Genomic DNA, 18284 nt, shown 5'->3' with positions numbered 1-18284 from the left:
GCCGAGCGCCCGGCCAACCTGGCGTTCTTCCTGCGCGGCCTGGCGACCAGGTCCTGAAAAGCCGTGAAGGCCTCCTTACCGGCTCTTATGGCCGGTAAGGAGGCCTTCACGGCACGGTGGTCAGGCCTGTTCGGCCTCGGCTTCGGCGGCCTTGCGCTTGACCTCGGCCATGTCGACCTCGCGAGCCTGCTTGATCAGCTCCTCGAGGGCGGGCTCGGGCAGCGCGCCGGGCTGGGCGTAGATCAGCGTCTTGTCGCGGATGATGGCCAGCGTCGGGATGGAGCGGACGTCGAAGGCGGCGGCGAGCTGCTGCTGCGCTTCGGTGTCGACACTCGCGAACACGATGTCGTCGTGCTTCTCGGACGCCTTCTCGTAGACCGGCGCGAACTGGCGGCACGGCCCGCACCAGCTCGCCCAGAAGTCGATCAGGACGAACTCGTTGTCGGTTACCGTCTGGTCGAAGTTCTCGGCGGTCAGCTCAACGGTGCTCATGACCTGGTCAACGACGTGGGCACGGCGGGAATTCCCGGGGCCGGGGTAGCGTCTGGCATCGAGCACCCGTGAAGAGGAGGAACAGATGGCCGACGGCGAGATCCTGGGCCGGATCGACGAACTGATCGCGGAGGAGCACGAGCTGCGGTCGCGCTCGGTCGGCGTGGGGCTGAGCGGCGACGACCGCGACCGGCTCACCTCGGTGGAGCAGCAGCTCGACCAGTGCTGGGACCTGCTCCGGCAGCGGCGCGCCAAAACGGAGTTCCACGAGAACCCGGACGAGGCCACCGCCCGCCCCGTCTCCGAGGTCGAGTCCTACCGCCAATAAATCTTCGGCGGGCGATGTCGAGAACCCGGAACCGGCTCCGTCTCCGGGGTGAGAGCGGCCAGAATGGGCCGCCGAGACACCGAGGGAGCACCACCATGGCCAAGTACCTGCTGCTCAAGCACTACCGCGGCGCGCCGGCCCCGGCCAATTGCGACACGACCATCGACCAGTGGAAGCCGGAGGAGGTCACCGCCCACGTCCAGTACATGCGGGACTTCGCGAAGAAGCTGGAGGGCACCGGCGAGTTCGTCGACGCCCAGGCACTCGCCCCCGAGGGCACGTTCGTCCGCTACGACGGCGAGGGAAAGCCGCCGGTCACCGACGGTCCCTTCCCCGAGACCAAGGACCTCATCGCCGGCTGGATGGTGATCGACGTCGACAGCTACGAGCGGGCGGTCGAACTGGCCGGCGAGCTGTCGGCGGCGCCGGGGCCGGGCGGGGAGCCGATCCACGAGTGGCTGGAGCTGCGCCCGTTCATGGCCGAGCCGCCCACCATCACGGAGTAGGGGCGCGTGGACGAAACCCTGCTCCGGAGCCTCACCCCGGGTGTCCTGACGATCCTCGTCCGCCGTGGAGCCGACTTCGCGTCGGCCGAGGACGCCGTCCAGGACGCGCTGGTCGAGGCGCTCCGCGCGTGGGAGGCCGAGCCGCCGCGTGACCCCAAGGGCTGGCTGGTCACGGTGGCCTGGCGCAAGTTCCTGGACGCGACCCGGGCGGACACCGCGCGGCGGCGGCGTGAAGACGTCGTCGACGTGGAGGTGCCGCCCGGGCCCGCGGCCACCGTGGACGACACGCTGCAGCTGTACTTCCTGTGCGCCCACCCGTCGCTGACGCCGTCGTCGGCGGTCGCGCTCACGCTGCGCGCCGTCGGCGGGCTGACCACCCGCCAGATCGCCCAGGCGTACCTGGTGCCCGAGGCGACCATGGCGCAGCGCATCAGCCGGGCGAAGCGGACCGTGGCGGGGGTGCGGTTCGACCAGCCCGGCGACGTCGCGACCGTGCTGCGCGTGCTCTACCTGGTCTTCAACGAGGGCTACTCCGGGGACGTCGACCTGGCCGCCGAGGCCATCCGGCTCACCCGGCAGCTCGCGGCGGCGATCGACCACCCCGAGGTGGCGGGGCTGCTGGCCCTCATGCTGCTGCACCACGCGCGGCGGGCGACGCGGACCGAGCCCGACGGCCGGCTCGTCCCGCTGGCCGACCAGGACCGGTCCCGGTGGGACACGGCGCTGATCGCCGAGGGCGTCGAGATCCTGCAGGCGGCGCTGGCCCGCGACCGGCTGGGCGAGTTCCAGGCCCAGGCCGCCATCGCCGCCCTGCACGCCGACGCACCCGACGCGGCGGAGACCGACTGGGTGCAGATCGTCGAGTGGTACGACGAGCTGGCCCGGCTGACCGACAGCCCGGTGGTCCGGCTGAACCGCGCGGTGGCGGTCGGCGAGGCCGACGGCCCGCGCGCCGGCCTGGCAGCGCTCGCCGAGCTGGACGAAACCCTGCCCCGCTACGCGGCGGTGTCGGCGTACCTCCACGAGCGCGACGGCGACCTGGCCACAGCGGCGAAGCTGTACGCGGAAGCGGCGAAAAAGGCGTCAAGCCTCGCGGAGGTCGACCACCTGACCCGCCAGGCCGCCCGCCTCAACACCCGCCGCTGACCGGCGTGATCGAGAAGCCGACACGCGTGATTGAGGAGTCGACACGCGTGATTGAAGGGTCGACACGGCGTCAGTGCCGTGTCGACCCTTCAATCACGGGAGATGACCCTTCCATCACGCGTGCTGACCCTTCGAACACGGGTCAGGCGGGGCAGAGGGTGCCGTCGGTGGGGATTTTGCCGTCGATCAGGAAGGCGCGGGCTGCTTCGGTGACGCAGGGGGAGGTGCCGAGGGCGCCGTGGCCCGCGCCCTGCCAGGTGATCGTCACCGCCGACGGCATCTGGTCGGCGGCGCGGGTGCTGCCGACCTGGGGCGTGACCGGGTCGGTCGCGGTCGCCGCGACCAGGATCGGCGGGACGCCCGGGGCGCCCGCCGGCGGCAGTGGTTCGGTGCGCACCGGCCACGGGCCGCACCAGGCCAGCTGCTGGGCGACGACCATCCCGAACTGCGGGTACTTGGTGCGCATCCCGGCCGCGACCTGGTCGAGCTGGTCGGCCGAGAGCCGTGTCTGGCTGTCGTTGCAGCGGGTCGCGATGGCCGCGTCGAGCCGCGACGGCTGGGCGCGCGTGTCGTGCAGCACCGGCGCGGCGAACGCGGCGAGCGGGCCGATGTTGCCGGTGCCGGCCGCGGCGATCGCGTCGGCCAGCTCCGGCCACCGCGACCGCTGCGAGAGTCCCGAGTAGACGGCGAACATCGCGATCCCCGGGCCGAAGGGGACGCCTTCGTCGGTCGAGAGCTGCGCGTGCCGGAGCTGGGCGGGGAGCGCGGTCAGGGCGGCTTTCGGGTCGCCGAGCGCGCAGTGGCGGGCCGCGCAGTCCGCGGCGAACGCGTCCCAGGTGGACTGGGCGGCGGCGGCGACGGCGTCGAGGACCGCGGCCGTGTCCGCGCCCGGGTCGGGGACGCCGTCGAGCACCATGCGCCCGACCTGGGCGGGGAAGCGCACGGCGTACTCGGACAGCACCTTGGAGCCGTCGCCGTGGCCGATCGCGTCGAGCCGGTCCATGCCCAGCTGCTTGCGCAGCTCGTCGAGGTCGCCGGCGCCGCGCCAGCTGTCCAGCGCGGTCTGGGCGTCGTCCAGTTCGATGGCGCACTGCTGGCCGGCCTTGCGGGCCGCGTCCAGGACGTCCTGCAGGCCGCCTTCCGCCGGGTCGGCGTCGATGAGCCGGGGCCGGGTGTCGGCGGGCACGCACTGGACGGCGCCGGAGAGCCCGGTGCCGCGCCGGTCGAGGCCGATCAGCGAGAACTTCTCCAGGAACGACGGCGGCAGCGTCGCGGCCAGCCGCGCCGCGTACACGGTGCCCGGGTCGCCGTCGACGTCGTTCACCACGACCAGCGGCACCGGGCCGTTGCCGGCCTTCAGCGCCAGCAGCCGCATCACCGAGCGCCGGGGCTCGCCGGGGGCGTCCAGCGGCGTGGTGACGCGGGCACACGTGAAGTGCAGGCCGTCCGGGACGCCGGGGGCGCCGATCCGCTGGCGGGTGTCGTCGTCGCAGTCGGCCCACTTCAGCGTCGGCGACTGCGGTCCGGCCAGCGGCGGCAGCGGCACCCCGGGTGACGCGGTGGGCGTGCTGCCGGTCGTCTTCCCGTCGTTCTCGACCAGCGCCGGGCGGACCGACGGCCCCGCGGCGCAGCCCGCGGCGGAGGCCAGGGCGAGCAGCGCGGCCAGGAGACGGGTACGGCGGCGCACGGGCGGGATCCTCACGTCGATCAAGGGCAGGGTACGGCCGAGCTTCGCACGGCCGGTGTGGGACGAGGGTTAGCGGGTCCGGACCACCTGGCCGCGGAAAACGGCGTCGAGGTCGTAGCGGGCGGGCTCGTCCAGCTGGCTGTAGTCGCACGACGCCGGCTCGCGGTCCGGCCGCCACCGCACGAACCGCGCGTTGTGGCGGAACCGCGACGGCATGCCGCCCTCGGTGTTCTCGTAGGCGACCTCGACGACGCGCTCGGGGCGCAGCGGCACCCATTCGTGCTCGGTGGCGCGCCAGCGGGTGATGCCGCCCGGGATCCGCTGGGCCTCGCCGGTGGCCCGGCCGCCCCACGGGTGGTCCTCGCCGTCGGTGATCAGCGGCGCGAGCTCTTCGGCCAGCTCGCGGCGCCGCTCCTTGGGGAACGACCCGACGGTGCCGACGTGGTGCAACACGCCCTTCTCGTCGTGCAGGCCGAGGAGGAAGGACCCGACCAGGTCGCCCGGGCCGCCGTCGACGTGCCAGCGCAGCCCGGCGAGCACGCAGTCCGCGGTGCGGAGGTGCTTGTACTTGACCATCACGCGTTTGCCGGGGCTGTAGGGCTCTTCCAGGGGCTTGCCGATGACGCCGTCGAGGCCGGCCCCTTCGAACAGCTCGAACCAGTGCCGCGCGGTGTCCGGGTCGGTGGTGGCCGGGGTGAGCGGGAACCGGTCGCCGGCCAGCTCGACGAGCCGTTCGCGGCGCACGGACGTCGGTTCGTCGAGCAGGGACTCGTCGCCGAGCGCGAGGACGTCGAAGGCGACGAACTGGGCGGGTTGCTCGGCGGCCAGCAGCGTGATCCGGCTTTCGGCCGGGTGGATCCGTTCGGTGAGCGCGTCGAAATCCAGCCGCCCGCCGCGGGCGACGACGAGCTCGCCGTCCAGCACGACCCGCGGGGGCAGGACCTCCAGCAGCCGCGCGACGGCTTCGGGGAAGTACCGGTCGAGCGGCTTTTCCGCGCGGGACTGCAGGTACAGCTCGTCGCCGTCGCGGAAGACGATGCAGCGGAAGCCGTCCCACTTCGGTTCGAACAGCAGGCCGCCGGAGTCCGGGATGGCCTTCGCGGGCTTGGCGAGCATCGGCTTCAACGGCGGCTGCAGCGGTAGGGGCATGCCCGCATTCTGCGGAACATCGGCGCCCGGCGCACGCGTTTCACCGGGTTCGGGGCGTCACCCCGCACGAAGTCGTCCTGGACCGGGCCAGCTCGGCGAGCAGTGCCGACCTGGCCCGGTGCAGCCGGGACCGCAGGGCGACGACGTTCACGTCGAGCACTTCGGCGACCTCTTCGTAGCTCAGGCCTTCCAGCTCGCGCAGCACGAGCGGCACGCGCTGGGACACCTCGAGCCTGCCGATCGCCCGCAGCACCGCGTCGACCTCTTCGGCCCGCACCACGCGGCCCTCGGGGCCCGGCACGGCCAGCGACGGGCTGTCCAAAGTGGACGCCGGGTCCGGCGCGTCCAGCGAGATGGTCGGACGGCGACGGCGCAGCAGCGCCAGCGCGCTGTTGGTGACCACCCGGTACAGCCAGGTCGACACGGCGGCCTCCTGCCGGAAGCCGGCGAGGGAGCGCCACGCCGCGAGCCACGAGTCTTGGACGACGTCCTCGGCCTCGGCCGCGCAGCCGGTGATCCGCAGCGCGACCCGGTACATCCGGGGCGTGTGCCGCCGGACCAGCGCGCCGAACGCCGTGTGGTCGCCGCCCGCGGCCCGTTCGAGCAGGTCGGCGTCGTCGCTCATCCGGTGGCCCGGCGGTAGCGCAGGAACGTGAAGCCGTCTTCGACGAGGATCGACGCCAGGGCGAGCCGGCGCGGCACCGCGTGCGGACCCGCCGCGATCCGGCCCGCCGGCCCGCCCACGAGCAGCGGCGCGACGGTGAGGCACAGCTGGTCGACGAGGTCGGCCTCGACGAGCCGGCCGAAGAGCCCGGGGCCGCCTTCGCAGTCGATGCGGCGCAGCCCGCGGGCGGCGAGCAGGTCCAGCGCGCGCGGCAGGTCGACGTCGTCGTGACCGGCCCGGACGACCTCCGCGCCGGCGGCTTCCAGGGCGCGCGTGTCCGCGGTGTCCGTGGTGACCACGATCGGGGGCACGGCGGTTTCGGTGAACAGCCGCGACGCGGGATCGAGGTCCGCGGTGCGCGTCACGACGGCGATCGGCGGGACTCCGGCGAACCCGAGCCGGCGCCGGCGCTCCAGCCGTTTCGCGCCCGCGACGACCCCGCGGTAGTTCTCGGCGCGGGCGGTCCCGGCGCCGACCAGGACGACGTCGGCGAGGTCGCGGCCGAGGAGGAAGACCGCCCGGTCGGCGGCGTGCGACAGGGCCGCCGACGTCGTGTCGACCTCGACGGCGCCGTCGGCGGACGCGACGAAGTTCACCTGGACCCAGGGCCGGTCCAGGTCCGCCGGGTAGGCGTAGATCTCTTCGAGGTCCGCGCCCGTCAGTTCGCCCGTCGCCAGGGGCCACACACTCCGCACGTTGATCATCCCAGCATGAGCGTGAAACACGTCTCTACCGGGGGATATACCCGCTCAGCGGCACTGCGGGCGCGGATAGGCTCTGCGACCATGCCCGTGCACCTGACCGGCCGCCGTCCCGAGCTGTCCGCCGACGAGCTGATCGGCGCGCTGGTGCCGCCGCCGCGCTTCGACGCCGTCCGCTTCGACACGTACCTCCCGAATCCCGACGAGCCCAGCCAGGCCGCCGCGGTCGAGGCCTGCTCGGCGTTCGCGGCGAAGGTCGGCGCGCGCCGGGAGAAGAAGCGCTTCAAGCTCTTCGGCGGTTCGCCGGAGCCGTCCGGGCCGATGGGGCTCTACCTCGACGGCGGGTTCGGCGTCGGCAAGACCCACCTGCTCGCCTCGACGTGGCACGCGGCGCCGTCGCCCAAGGCGTACGGCACGTTCGTCGAGCTGACGCACCTGGTCGGCGCGCTGGGCTTCGCCGAGGCCGTGCGGCGGCTGTCGGAGCACCGGCTGCTGGCGATCGACGAGTTCGAGCTGGACGACCCGGGCGACACGACGCTGGTCACGCGGCTGCTGCAGGAGCTGATGGACGCGGGGGTGTACGTCGCGGCGACGTCGAACACGCTGCCGGAGAAGCTGGGCGAGGGCCGGTTCGCCGCCGAGGACTTCCTGCGCGAGATCCAGTCGCTGTCGGCGCGGTTCGGCGTGGTGCGCGTCGACGGGCCGGACTACCGCCACCGCGGCCTGCCGGACGCGCCGCCGCCGGTCTCGCCCGACGAGCTGGAGTCGTCCGCCGCCGCGCACGAAGGGTCCACTGTGGACGACTTCGACGCGTTGTGCGCGCACTTGGCTTCGCTGCACCCGTCGCGCTACGGGCGGCTGCTGGACGGCGTCACCCGGGTGCACCTGCGCGGCGTCCACCCGGCGCCGGACCAGAACGTGGCCCTGCGGCTGGTCGCCTTCGCCGACCGGCTCTACGACCGGGCGATCCCGGTGGTGGTCTCGGGCGAGCCGCTGCCGTCGCTGTTCACCGAGGAGATGGTCGAGGGCGGCTACCGCAAGAAGTACCTGCGCGCGGTCAGCCGCTTGACGGCACTGGCTCGCGACGCGGCACCGGCCAGCTGAGCAGGACGACGGCGACCGCGAACAGCGTGCCGCCCGCGACGTCGGTCAGGTAGTGGTAGCCCATCCCGACCAGCCCGGCCGTCGCGGCCAGCAGGGCCACCGCCGCCAGCACCACCACGATCGCCCGGCGGGTGACCAGGACGAGCACCGTCAGCACCGCCACCAGGCTCACCGTGTGGCCGCTGGGGTAGACCAGGGTGCCGTTCTTCCAGCGGTCGTACAGCGGTTTGAGCAGCCAGCCCGTCAGCAGGATCGCCACCACCGGCACGGCGAGCGCGAGGACCGCCTCCGTTCGCCGTCCGGCGCGCAGGCACAGGACGACGGCCAGCAGGCCCAGCGCGATCACCACGTACGGCTCGGTCGGGATGACCAGGGCCCGCAACACGCCGGGGCTCAGGTGCGCCACCGCTCCGGCGAAGGCGCTGTCGACGGTGCCGGGCGTCGTCCCGCCGGCGAACGGCAGGCCCAGCAGCAGCGCCAGCAGGCCGCAGACCACGGCGGGCACCCGGATCGTCCTCACCCTGGCGAGGGTAATCGCGCCCCCGGGCCGCGGCCGGCCGAGCGCGTGCGCCACCATGCGGGGGAACGACTTGGGAGGAGCGGATGCGGGTCACAGTCGTCGGGGCCGGGATCGTCGGGCTGAGCAGCGCGTACCGGCTGGCCGAAGCGGGACACGACGTCACGGTCGTGGCGGCGGCCCCGCCCGCCGGGTCGACGTCGGCGATCGCCGGTGGGGTGGTGTACCCGCCGGTGAAGCGGCCGGACGAGCGGATCGTGCGGTGGACCGCGGCGAGCCTCGAGGTGTTCCGCGGGCAGGACGCGCCCGGCGTGCGCTTCCGCCGCGGCGGCGTGCTGCTCGCGGCGGGCGACCCGGACCCGCAGTGGCTCGCGGCGGTGGACGACGCGGCCCGCGACGGCGACCGCGTGGAGTTCACGACGGCGGTGGTCGACACACCGGTCTACCTGGCCTGGCTCCTCGAGCGGGCCGGCGAGCTGGGGGTGCGGGCCGAGTACCGGCCCGTGACGTCGCTGTCCGGGTTCGACGCCGACGTCGTGGTCAACGCGGCGGGTCTCGGCGCGGGTCCCTTGGCGGGCGACGACGCGATGGTCCCGGTCGGCGGCCAGGTCGTGCACCTCGCCGACCCGGGCCTGGCGGAGTTCGCGGTCGACGAGACGGGCCCTGGCGTGACGTACGTGATCCCGCACGGCACCCACGTCGTGTGCGGCGGCACCGAAGAGCCCGGCCGCGGCGACACCGAGCCGAACCCGGCGGTGACGGCGGACATCCTGCGCCGCTGCCGGGCGCTCGAACCCCGCTTGGCGGACGCCGAGGTGCTGCGGTCGCTCGTGGGCCTGCGCCCGTTCCGCCGCGAGGTCCGGCTGGAGCGGGCCGGCGACGTGGTGCACTGCTACGGCCACGGCGGCGCGGGGATCACCCTGGCCTGGGGCTGTGCGGCGGACGTCGCCGAGCTGGTCACAGCAGCTGGATGAGCTCGGTGATGCCGCGGGCGCGAAGGTAGTTCGCGTCCGATGCGCGGCTCTGCAGGACGAACGCCACCCGCCGGCCTTCGGTGGCCAGCTTGAAGAACCGGTCGTTGCCCCAGGTCGGGAAGAGGTCCGGGATGACGATCGCCTTCGTGCGCGGCCGAGGGGCGGGCGGGGTCCGGTCGAACTCCGCCACCAGCGCCTTCAGCGCCTGGCCGGCGGGCTTCAGCTTGCGGTCGTTCGTGTACAGCCCCAGGTCGTACTCCAGGGGGTTGAGGTTGGGGACCAGCGCGGGGTTCACGTCGTGCGAGCACCACCAGGTGAAGCCGAGCGTGTGGGTGCAGGAAGCCGCGTTGCGGATCGAGCGGGACAGCCATTCGCCGTACTGCGGCCGGGTCGTGTCGCTGAAGTGGATCGACGGCGCCGCGCCGTCCTCCTGGATCCACGCCCGGCGCGCCGGGTCCGTCGCGTACGCCTGCGCCACCTGGATCAGCCGTTCCGCGTTGTGCGTGGCGACCGCGCCCAGCGGGTCCGTCTTCAGCGTGCCGGAGAACGACGTCCACGGGTGGATCGCCACCACGTTCCCCGCGTCCGCCAGCCCGGGGCGGGTGAAGTAGGTGCCGTTGTCCCACGGCGCGCGGTCGCAGCCGACCGTGTGCTCCTTCCCCGGGGCGACGCTTTCGGCCGTCTCGCACAGCGTGCGCGCCCACGCGTCGGCCTGCGCCTGGGTGACGAACAGCCCGGCATAGTCGTCCCAGTAGTAGTACGGCTCGTTCGACAGGTCGAAGCCGAGGAACCGCGGATGGTTCCCGATCCGCGCCGCCAGGGCCGTCAGCAGCACGCGCTGCGCGTCGAGGGCGGCCGGGTCGGTGAACCAGTTGACCGGCTTCGGTGTCGTCTGCAGCCAGTTCGGCGTCCAGTAGCGGGCCGAGATGTGACCGTTGAACACCGTGACCTCGACGTCCAGCCCGGCCGCGCCGGCCAGGTCCAGGAACCGGCTCAGCCGGTCGAGCTTCTCCCCGCTCACCAACGCCGGCTCGGGCTGGAAGGCCGACCACAGCAGCATGAGCCGGATGTGGTCGAGCTCGAGCGCGGCGATGTCGTCGAGGTCGCGCCGCAGGTCGGTTTCGCGCCAGTCCTCCCACATGTGGAACCAGCGCGTCGACGGCGTGTAGTTGACACCCAGCCGGAACGCCCGCCGCGGGGGAGCAGCCAGGGCGGGTGTCGCGGTGGCCGCCAGGGCCGTCGCGACCGCGCCCGTGAGCACCGAACGCCGTTTGAGATCCGCCACGCCGCCTCCTCGCCGTCACCTGTGCGCGCACATCTAGCACGGCGGGGAAGTCGATCTCCAGGGTTGACCGGCAAACTGTCCGTCAGTTGCGGGAGAAGGCGGCATGATCGGCTTCCGTTCGGTCGGCATAGCGCACGGCATACGCGCCCATCGCCTCATCCAGCTCGGAGTCGGCGGCGAAGTAGCCGGCGAGGAGCTTCGGGTGCAGCGACCGCGTGTGGGCGCGGGCGAGCAGCGCCCCGGCCAGCCTGCCGTAGTCGTCGAGGTGGTCCTTCTCCAGGTCCGCGGGGTTGATGTCGCCCTTGAGGTTCCGGAACTGCCGCACGATGTACGGCACGCCGTCGATCGTGGTCCAGCCGAGCAGGATGTCCGTCTCGGCCTGCACCAGCCGGGCGCCGTCGACGATCCGGCGGCCTTCGTGCTCCGCCGCGGGGAGGCCCAGGTAGGGCGCCAGCGCGGGTTTCTGTGCCTGCTTCACCTGCAGGATCAGGTCTTCGTCGTCGTTGCCGTGCAACAGGACGACGTAGCTGCGCAGCCCGACACTGCCCGTGCCGACCACGCGGAAGGCGACGTCGGCGATCCGGTAGCGCGCGATCAGCGTGCGCCGCGACTCGCGCAAGGTGTCCACATAGGACACCAGTCCGGCGGCGACGGCCTCCGCGGTGGCTTCGCCGACGTGCGTCAGCACCGGCGGGTCTTCGACGAACCGGTGCCGTGCCAGGCCGGTCACGTGGTCGTCGACGCGCTCGGTCCACTTCGCCGCGACCTTCGCGCTGTCGTTCCTTCGCGCCTTCTCCGCCGCGTCGGCGAAGTCGTCGATCAGTTCGTCGGCGCGGGCCTTCGACAGCACCGAGGAGTCCGGCAGCGCGTTCCACGACCGCAGGAACGGCAGCTCGGCCAGCGCCCGGATGGTGCGGCGGTAGGACTTCACGGCGTCTTCGGCGGCCTCGCGGCAGCCGGCCTCGCCGATGCCGCCTTCGCGGCCGGCGAGCACCAGGCTGGCGGCGAGCCGCTTGAGGTCCCACTCCCACGGACCCGGCACGGTCTCGTCGAAGTCGTTGATGTCCATCACGATCTTGCCCTCGGGCGTGCCGTAGAGCCCGAAGTTCGCCGCGTGCGCGTCCCCGCAGAGCTGTGCGGTGACCCCGGACGACGGCGTGCCGGCGAGGTCGGCGCCCATCAGCCCGGCGGCGCCGCGGAAGAACGTGAACGGTGACGTGCGCATCCGTTCCCGCCGCAGCTCGATCAGCTCGGGCAGCCGTCCCGCGTGGGTGGCCTCGAAGTACTGGTGCGGGGTCGGCCGGTCTTTCCCGGCGACCTCGTGGTCGTGTGCCGTGACCGGCGTCTTCTCCCGAAGCCGCTTCCCCTGTTCGTACAGCTCGGCCGGCGTCACGCTGTCCGTGCCGACGAGCGGCCGTTCCACCCAAGATCCCATACCGGGCACAACGTCCGAAGCGGACCTTCTTCTCCCGAAGGCGGTGTGCTCCCGGATGCCGCCGGGGCGGGAGGCTCACCCGGCGGCATCCGGTGGTTTCAGGGGCGGATGACCTCGGCGATCGCGTCGATGCCGCGGTCCAGCTCCGCGCGGGTGATCACCAGCGGCGGGGCGACGCGCAGGGTGCGCTCGTGCGTCTCCTTGCACAGCACGCCGCGGGTGGCCAGGGCCTCCGACGCCTCGCGACCCGAAGGGCCGCCGGGGGCGATGTCGATGCCGGCCCACAGCCCGCGGCCGCGGACCTCGGACAGGCCGTTGCCGATCAGCGCGGTCAGCCGGTCGTGCAGGTGGGCGCCGAGTTCGGCGGCCCGCTGCTGGAACTCGCCCGTGTTCAGCAGCCGGACGACCGCCCGGCCGACCGCGCAGGCCAGGGGGTTGCCGCCGAAGGTCGAGCCGTGCTCGCCCGGCTTGAGCACGCCGAGCACGTCCCGCCGCCCGACGACCGCCGACACCGGCAGGATGCCGCCGCCGAGGGCCTTGCCGAGGGTGTAGACGTCGGCGCGGACGCCTTCGTGGTCCAGCGCCAGAACGGTGCCGGTGCGGGCCAGCCCGGACTGGATCTCGTCGGCGATCAGCAGGACGCCGTGGTCGTCGCAGGCCTGCCGGACCTCGGCGAAGTAGCCCTCCGGCGGCACGATGACGCCGGCCTCGCCCTGCACCGGCTCCAGGAGCACCGCGGCGGTGCGCGGGGTGATGGCGTCGCGCAGCGCGGCGGCGTCGCCGTACTTCACGGTGACGAAGCCCGGCGTGAAGGGGCCGAAGTCCGCGCGGGCGGTCTCGTCCGTCGAGAACGACACGATCGTGGTGGTCCGGCCGTGGAAGTTCGAGCCGGCGACGATGATCTCGGCGGTGCCGTCCGGCACGCCCTTCACCCGGTGCGCCCACTTGCGCGCGATCTTGACCGCCGACTCGACGGCCTCGGCGCCGGAGTTCATCGGCAGCACCAGCTCGGTGCCGGTCAGCTCGGCCAGCTCGCGGCAGAACAGGCCGAGCTGGTCGTGGTGGAACGCCCGCGACGTCAGCGTGACGCGGCCGAGCTGTTCGACGGCGGCGGCGATCAGGTCCGGGTGGCGGTGGCCGAAGTTCAGGGCCGAGTAGCCGGACAGGAAGTCGAGGTAGTCCTTGCCCTCGACGTCGGTCACCGTCGCGCCCGAGGCTTCGGCGATCACGACGGGCAGCGGGTGGTAGTTGTGCGTGCTCCATTGCTCGTCGAGCTCGATGAAGCTCGCGGCGGTGGGGGCGGCGGTCTCCCGGCCGGCGAACGTCGTCATGAGTTCAGATTAGAGGCCGGACACGCAGAGTTCAGCCGGGAATCGTTGCTTTCACCCGTTGTTCGTTGCGCAATCTGCGCGTCACACCCCCGAAACAGTGCAGAACCGTTGACGATGGCATTGGTAAGTCGTAACTTACGGTTCGTGGCGACTTACGGAAGCGACCAGCTGGCCGCGCTGGCCGACCCGTCGCGGCGCGCGATCGTCGAAGCGCTCCGCGCCGGGCCGCGCGCGGTCGGCGAGCTGGCCGCGGACCTGCCGATCAGCCGCCCGGCCGTCTCCCAGCACCTCAAGGTGCTCAAGGAGGCCGGCCTGGTCGCGGACCGCGCCGAGGGCACGAAGCGGCTCTACCGCCTCGAACCCGACGGCATCGCCGCCGTGCGCGCCTACCTGGACCGCATGTGGTCGGACGCGCTGGAGTCCTTCGCCCGCTTGGCCGAATCCACCGAAGAGGAGCCGTCATGACGCTCGAACCGATCCGCAAGACGATCACCGTCGCCTGTTCGCGCGAGCACGCGTTCAAGACCTACACGGAGGCCTTCGACAGCTGGTGGCCGCGCGAGCACCACCTCGGGGACGCCGACCTCGCCGAGGCCGTCCTGGAGCCCAAGCCGGGTGGCCGCTGGTACGAGAGGACCGTCGACGGCGCCGAGTGCCAGTGGGGCGAGGTGCTCGTCTGGGAGCCGCCCGCCCGGGTCGTCCTTTCGTGGCGCATCGACGGCGACTGGAAGATCAACCCGGACCCGGCGTACGCCAGCGAGATCGAGGTCAGATTCCTCGAGGAGGGGCCGCGGTCGACCCGCGTCGAACTGGAGCACCGGGACTTCGAACGGCACGGCGCGACCGCGGCGAAGGTCCGCGAAGGCGTCTCCACCGAAGGCGGGCACGGCGGCCTGCTGAAACTCTTCGCCGAGAAAGCCGCCGCCTGAGCCGTTATCGTGCCTGGATGGCCAAGAAGGACGACGCAAGCCGGGTCCGGGACGCGCTGCGCGTCGGCGCGGAGCTGCCGGACCCGGGCTCGACCCCGGTCGGGCCGGGCAAGAAGGCGAAGGCCCTCGCCGGGCTCGAGAGCGCCGGCGAGCGCCTGTCCGCGCTGCAGGAGGCGCTCTTCGCCGAGGGCGTCGGCGGTGGCCGGCGCAGTGTCCTGCTGGTGCTGCAGGGCATGGACACCTCCGGCAAGGGCGGCACGGTCTCCCACGTGCTCGGCCTGGTGAACCCGATGGGCGTGCGGTACGCCGCGTTCAAGAAGCCCACGGCGGCCGAACGGCGTCACGACTACCTGTGGCGGATCCGCAAGCAGCTGCCCGCGCCCGGGCAGATCGGCGTCTTCGACCGCTCGCACTACGAGGACATCCTGGTCCCGCGCGTGTCCGGGCTGCTCACCGCGGCCGAGCGGCGCCGCCGGTACGCCGAGATCAACGCGTTCGAAGCGGAGCTGGCCGAGGCGGGCACGACCGTGCTGAAGGTGTTCCTGCACATCTCGCCGGAAGAGCAGCTCAAACGGCTCAAGGCCCGGCTGGTGAGGCCGGAGAAGCGCTGGAAGTACAACCCGGGCGACCTCGACGCGCGCTCGCACTGGCCCGCCTACCAGGAGGCCTACGCGGATATCTTCAAGAAGACGCCGACCTGGTACGCGGTGCCGGCCGACCACAAGTGGTACCGCAACTGGGCCGTCGCCGAGCTGCTCATCGAGACCCTCGCCGACCTGCGGCCGGAGTTCCCCGACCCGGACTACGACGTCGGCGCCGAGCTGGCGAAGCTGAAGGGCGTTGGCGCACCCGCGTGAGCGTCTGAAAGAGTGCGGACGTGACCGATGCCGACGACCTCCCGTTCCTCCGCAAGCAGGCCCGGACCCAGCGCTTCACCCTCGGCGCGCCGAAGGAGTTCCGGGTCGCCCCGGACGGCTCCCGCGTGCTGTTCCTGCGCGCGGAGTCGGGCACCGACCCCCGGCACAGCCTCTGGTCGGCCGACCTGGCGACCGGCGCCGAGACGAAGCTCGTCGACGCCGTCGAGCTGCTGCCCGGCGAAGAGGAACTGCCCGCTGAGGAGCGCGCGCGGCGCGAACGGGCCCGCGAAACCGGCGGCGGCGTCGTCCACTACGGCGTCGACGCGGGTTTCACGGTCGCCGCGTTCTCGCTCTCGGGCAAGCTCTACACCCTGGACCTCGCGTCGGGCGAGGTGACGCTGCGCGTCGACGGCGCGGTGATCGACCCGCGCCCGGACCCGACCGGCACGCACGTCGCCTACGTGCAGAAGCGGCGGCTGCACGTGCTGGAGCTGGCCACCGGCGACGACCGCGTGCTCGTCGAGGAGGACGGCGAGGACATCGCCTGGGGCCTCGCGGAGTTCATCGCCGCCGAGGAGATGGACCGCACCCGCGGCTACTGGTGGGCCCCCGACGGTCGCAGCATCCTCGCCGAACGCTCCGACCGCGGCCCGGTGCCGCGCTGGACCATCGCCGACCCGGCCAACCCGCAGAACCCGGCCAACGTCGTCGCCTACCCGGCCGCGGGCACCACGAACGCCCTCGTTTCGCTGGCGGTCCTCGGCCTGGACGGCTCGCGCGTCGATGTCGCCCAGGGTGAGTGGGAGTACCTGGCCTCCGTGCACTGGTCGGCCGGCGGCGCGCCGCTGCTGGCCGTGCAGCCGCGGGACCAGAAGCGGATGGACGTCCTCGCCCTGGACGTCACCGACGGCTCGACGTCGGTCGTGCACACGGCGGCCGACCAGCACTGGATCGACATCGTCGGCGGTGTCCCGGCGTGGACGCCCGACGGCAGGCTGGTCACCGAGGGCATGGTCGACGGCGACCACCGGCTGTTCGTCGGCGGCGAGGCCGTGACGCCGGCCGGGCTGCAGCTGCGGGCCGTGCTCGACGTCGGCGACGAGATCCTGTTCAGCGCTTCCGAGGACGACCCGACGCAGATCCACGTGTTCCGGACGGAAGGCCCGTCGATCCGTCGCCTGTCCACTGTGGACGGCGTACACGTCGGGTCCGGGACCGCCGCGATCACCGTGCTTTCGTCGTGGAGCCTGGAGTACAGCGGCCCGCGCGTTTCGGTGCTGCGGGACGGCTCGCCGGTGGCGTCGATCGAGTCGTCCACAGTGGACCCGGATATCGTGCCGAACCTGACCTGGCTGACGCTGGGGGAGCGGGGCCTGCGCGCGGCGCTGCTCCTGCCGCGCGGGTACGAGCCGAGCGAAGGCAGGCTGCCGGTGCTGCTCGACCCGTACGGCGGGCCGCACGCCCAGCGCGTGCTGCAGAGCCGCAACGCGTTCCTGACGTCGCAGTGGCTGGCCGACCAGGGCTTCGCGGTGCTCGTCGCGGACGGCCGCGGCACGCCGGGCCGTGGCGCGGTCTGGGAGCGCGAGATCGCCGGGCGCCTCGCCGACGTCACGCTGCAGGACCAGGTGGACGCGCTGCGCGCGGCGGTTGCGCGGTTCCCGGAGCTGGATCCGGAGCGAGTCGCGATCCGGGGCTGGTCCTACGGCGGGTACCTGTCGGCGCTGGCGGTGCTGCGGCGCCCGGACGTCTTCCACGCGGCGGTCGCGGGCGCGCCGGTCACCGACTGGTCGCTGTACGACACGCACTACACCGAGCGTTACCTGGGCAAGCCGCAGGACGAGCCGGAGAGCTACGCGCACAACTCGCTGATCGAGAGCGCGGGCGAGCTGAGCCGCGCGCTGCTGATCGTGCACGGGCTGGCGGACGACAACGTGTTCGTCGCGCACGCGCTGCGGCTGTCGTCGGCGTTGCTGGCGAAGGGCCGCGCGCACGTGTTCCTGCCGCTGGCCGGCGCCACCCACATGACGCCGCAGGCCGAAGAGGTCGCGGAGAACCTGATGCGCACGCAGGTGGATTGGCTGCTGCGCGAACTGTCCGCCGTCGAAAAGGAGACCGCATGAGCCGCTGGGGCCTCACGATCCCGTTGACCGGGGTGCCGCTGGCGGCGCACCGCGAACTGGTGGAGCAGCTGCCGGACCTGGGCTACACGGACGCGTGGACGGCCGAGACGGCCGGCACGGACGCGTTCACGCCGCTGGTGCTGGCGTCGCAGTGGGCGCCGCAGCTGCGGCTGGGCACGGCGATCGTCCCGGTGTACACGCGCGGCCCGGGCCTGCTGGCCATGCAGGCGGCGACGGTGGCGGAGCTGGCGCCGGGCCGGTTCGTCCTGGGCATCGGCGCGTCGTCCCCGGTGATCGTCTCGAGCTGGAACGCGGCGTCCTTCGAAGAGCCCTTCGCGCGCTCTCGCGACACGTTGCGCTTCCTGCGGTCGGCGCTGGCGGGGGAGAAGGTCAGCGAGAAGTACGAGACGTTCGCGGTGTCGAAGTTCCGGCTGGAGCGCCCGGCCGACCCGCCGCCGTCGATCATGCTGGCGGCTCTCCGCCCGGGCATGCTGCGCTTGGCGGCGCGGGAAGCGGACGGCGCGATCACCAACTGGCTGGCGGCTTCGGACGTGCCGAAGGTGCGTTCGGTGGTGGGTCCGGACGCCGAGCTGGCGGCGCGGATCTTCGTCTGCCCGACGGAAGACGCCGACGCGGCGCGGGGCCTGGGCCGGATGCTGATCTCGAGCTACCTGACGGTCCCGGTGTACGCGGCGTTCCACGAGTGGCTGGGCCGCGGCGAGGCACTGGCCCCGATGCACGAGGCCTGGGCGGCGGGCGACCGGCAGAAGGCGAACCAGGTGATCCCGGACTCGGTGGTCGACGAGCTGGTCATCCACGGCAGTGTCGAGTCGTGCCGGGAACAGGTGCAGTCCTATGTGGACAACGGGCTGACGACGCCGATCATCGCGCTGCTGCCGACCGGGGAGGACCCGTTCGAGCAGGTGCGGGGGCTGGCACCGCGCTGACCCGGACTCTCAAGCGCCCCAATGTGGCGTTCGGTGCGTCCAACGCACCGAACGCCACAATGGGTTCGGTGGAACCAACAGATCGGAAGAGCACAACTCTGAACTCCAGTCA

Annotated in this window: 19 protein-coding genes; 10 read left to right on the top strand and 9 right to left on the bottom strand. The window is 72.7% G+C overall.

Going from position 1 to position 18284, the window contains the following annotated elements; translation table 11 throughout:
- Positions 1-120 precede the first annotated feature (120 nt).
- Positions 121-492, bottom strand: coding sequence for a thioredoxin (gene trxA / locus AB0G28_RS47180; protein ID WP_285453827.1), 372 nt, complete (start codon positions 490-492; stop codon positions 121-123).
- An 85-nt stretch (positions 493-577) separates the two neighbouring features.
- Between trxA and AB0G28_RS47175 the strand changes: the two genes are divergently transcribed.
- The 3 genes from AB0G28_RS47175 to AB0G28_RS47165 all read left to right on the top strand — a co-directional run bounded on the left by AB0G28_RS47175 (position 578) and on the right by AB0G28_RS47165 (position 2472).
- Complete coding sequence (locus tag AB0G28_RS47175) at positions 578-820, top strand: DUF2630 family protein (RefSeq protein WP_361105467.1); 243 nt, start codon at positions 578-580, stop codon at positions 818-820.
- A 95-nt stretch (positions 821-915) separates the two neighbouring features.
- A complete protein-coding gene (locus tag AB0G28_RS47170) occupies positions 916-1326 on the top strand; it encodes a YciI family protein (RefSeq protein ID WP_361105464.1) in 411 nt (136 codons plus the stop codon).
- 6 nt (positions 1327-1332) lie between these two features.
- Positions 1333-2472, top strand: a complete 1140-nt coding sequence (locus AB0G28_RS47165; RefSeq protein WP_361105461.1) for a DUF6596 domain-containing protein — start codon at positions 1333-1335, stop codon at positions 2470-2472.
- Between the two features lie 142 nt (positions 2473-2614).
- Here the strand turns inward: AB0G28_RS47165 and AB0G28_RS47160 are convergent, their stop codons facing one another.
- The 4 genes from AB0G28_RS47160 to AB0G28_RS47145 form a co-directional block, all read right to left on the bottom strand.
- On the bottom strand, positions 2615-4159 hold the full coding sequence (locus tag AB0G28_RS47160; RefSeq protein WP_361105458.1) for an alpha/beta hydrolase: 1545 nt from the start codon (positions 4157-4159) through the stop codon (positions 2615-2617).
- Between the two features lie 69 nt (positions 4160-4228).
- Complete coding sequence (locus tag AB0G28_RS47155) at positions 4229-5308, bottom strand: ATP-dependent DNA ligase (RefSeq protein ID WP_361105455.1); 1080 nt, start codon at positions 5306-5308, stop codon at positions 4229-4231.
- A gap of 40 nt (positions 5309-5348) precedes the next feature.
- A complete protein-coding gene (locus AB0G28_RS47150) occupies positions 5349-5933 on the bottom strand; it encodes a sigma-70 family RNA polymerase sigma factor (protein WP_361105452.1) in 585 nt (194 codons plus the stop codon).
- Positions 5930-6676 (bottom strand): pyrimidine reductase family protein, encoded by a 747-nt coding sequence (locus tag AB0G28_RS47145; RefSeq protein ID WP_361105450.1) that lies wholly within the window; start codon positions 6674-6676, stop codon positions 5930-5932. The genes AB0G28_RS47150 and AB0G28_RS47145 overlap by 4 nt, the downstream gene beginning before the upstream one ends.
- An 81-nt stretch (positions 6677-6757) precedes the next feature.
- On the opposite strand from AB0G28_RS47145, the gene zapE reads away from it, so the two are divergent.
- Positions 6758-7777: a cell division protein ZapE gene (zapE, locus tag AB0G28_RS47140; RefSeq protein WP_361105447.1), complete on the top strand. Its 1020-nt coding sequence runs from the start codon at positions 6758-6760 to the stop codon at positions 7775-7777.
- Here the strand turns inward: zapE and AB0G28_RS47135 are convergent.
- Positions 7731-8282, bottom strand: a complete 552-nt coding sequence (locus AB0G28_RS47135; RefSeq protein WP_361105471.1) for a phosphatase PAP2 family protein — start codon at positions 8280-8282, stop codon at positions 7731-7733. The two genes, zapE and AB0G28_RS47135, sit on opposite strands and share 47 nt — an antisense overlap.
- 98 nt (positions 8283-8380) lie before the next feature.
- Between AB0G28_RS47135 and AB0G28_RS47130 the strand changes: the two genes are divergently transcribed.
- Entirely contained in the window at positions 8381-9268 is an 888-nt protein-coding gene (locus AB0G28_RS47130; RefSeq protein ID WP_361105444.1) for an FAD-dependent oxidoreductase, read from the top strand.
- Here AB0G28_RS47130 and AB0G28_RS47125 read toward each other — a convergent pair.
- From AB0G28_RS47125 to rocD, 3 genes are all read right to left on the bottom strand, one after another.
- Positions 9252-10553, bottom strand: a complete 1302-nt coding sequence (locus tag AB0G28_RS47125) for a hypothetical protein (protein ID WP_361105441.1) — start codon at positions 10551-10553, stop codon at positions 9252-9254. The genes AB0G28_RS47130 and AB0G28_RS47125 overlap by 17 nt on opposite strands.
- Before the next feature lie 82 nt (positions 10554-10635).
- Positions 10636-11988 (bottom strand): DUF2252 domain-containing protein, encoded by a 1353-nt coding sequence (locus AB0G28_RS47120; protein ID WP_361105438.1) that lies wholly within the window; start codon positions 11986-11988, stop codon positions 10636-10638.
- 98 nt (positions 11989-12086) lie between these two features.
- On the bottom strand, positions 12087-13319 hold the full coding sequence (gene rocD, locus AB0G28_RS47115; protein ID WP_361105435.1) for an ornithine--oxo-acid transaminase: 1233 nt from the start codon (positions 13317-13319) through the stop codon (positions 12087-12089).
- 144 nt (positions 13320-13463) lie between these two features.
- On the opposite strand from rocD, the gene AB0G28_RS47110 reads away from it, so the two are divergent.
- From AB0G28_RS47110 to AB0G28_RS47090, 5 genes are read left to right on the top strand one after another with little or no spacing between them, the layout of a single operon-like run.
- A complete protein-coding gene (locus tag AB0G28_RS47110) occupies positions 13464-13784 on the top strand; it encodes a metalloregulator ArsR/SmtB family transcription factor (protein ID WP_361105432.1) in 321 nt (106 codons plus the stop codon).
- Positions 13781-14248 (top strand): SRPBCC family protein, encoded by a 468-nt coding sequence (locus tag AB0G28_RS47105; RefSeq protein ID WP_361105429.1) that lies wholly within the window; start codon positions 13781-13783, stop codon positions 14246-14248. Before AB0G28_RS47110 ends, AB0G28_RS47105 begins: the two co-directional genes overlap by 4 nt.
- Before the next feature lie 17 nt (positions 14249-14265).
- Positions 14266-15105 carry a PPK2 family polyphosphate kinase gene (locus tag AB0G28_RS47100; protein WP_361105426.1) on the top strand — a complete coding sequence of 280 codons (840 nt, stop codon included), beginning with the start codon at positions 14266-14268 and terminating at the stop codon, positions 15103-15105.
- 20 nt (positions 15106-15125) lie between these two features.
- The gene (locus tag AB0G28_RS47095; RefSeq protein ID WP_361105423.1) at positions 15126-17225 is read left to right on the top strand and encodes a prolyl oligopeptidase family serine peptidase; all 2100 of its coding nucleotides are present in this window, start codon (positions 15126-15128) and stop codon (positions 17223-17225) included.
- On the top strand, positions 17222-18172 hold the full coding sequence (locus AB0G28_RS47090) for an LLM class F420-dependent oxidoreductase (protein ID WP_361105420.1): 951 nt from the start codon (positions 17222-17224) through the stop codon (positions 18170-18172). The genes AB0G28_RS47095 and AB0G28_RS47090 overlap by 4 nt, the downstream gene beginning before the upstream one ends.
- Positions 18173-18284 lie beyond the last annotated feature (112 nt).

This window comes from Amycolatopsis sp. NPDC021455, assembly GCF_040640995.1.
Lineage (GTDB): Bacteria > Actinomycetota > Actinomycetes > Mycobacteriales > Pseudonocardiaceae > Amycolatopsis.
The sequence above is the reverse complement of the archived record's forward strand: the minus strand, read 5'-3'. Positions and strand labels throughout refer to the sequence as shown.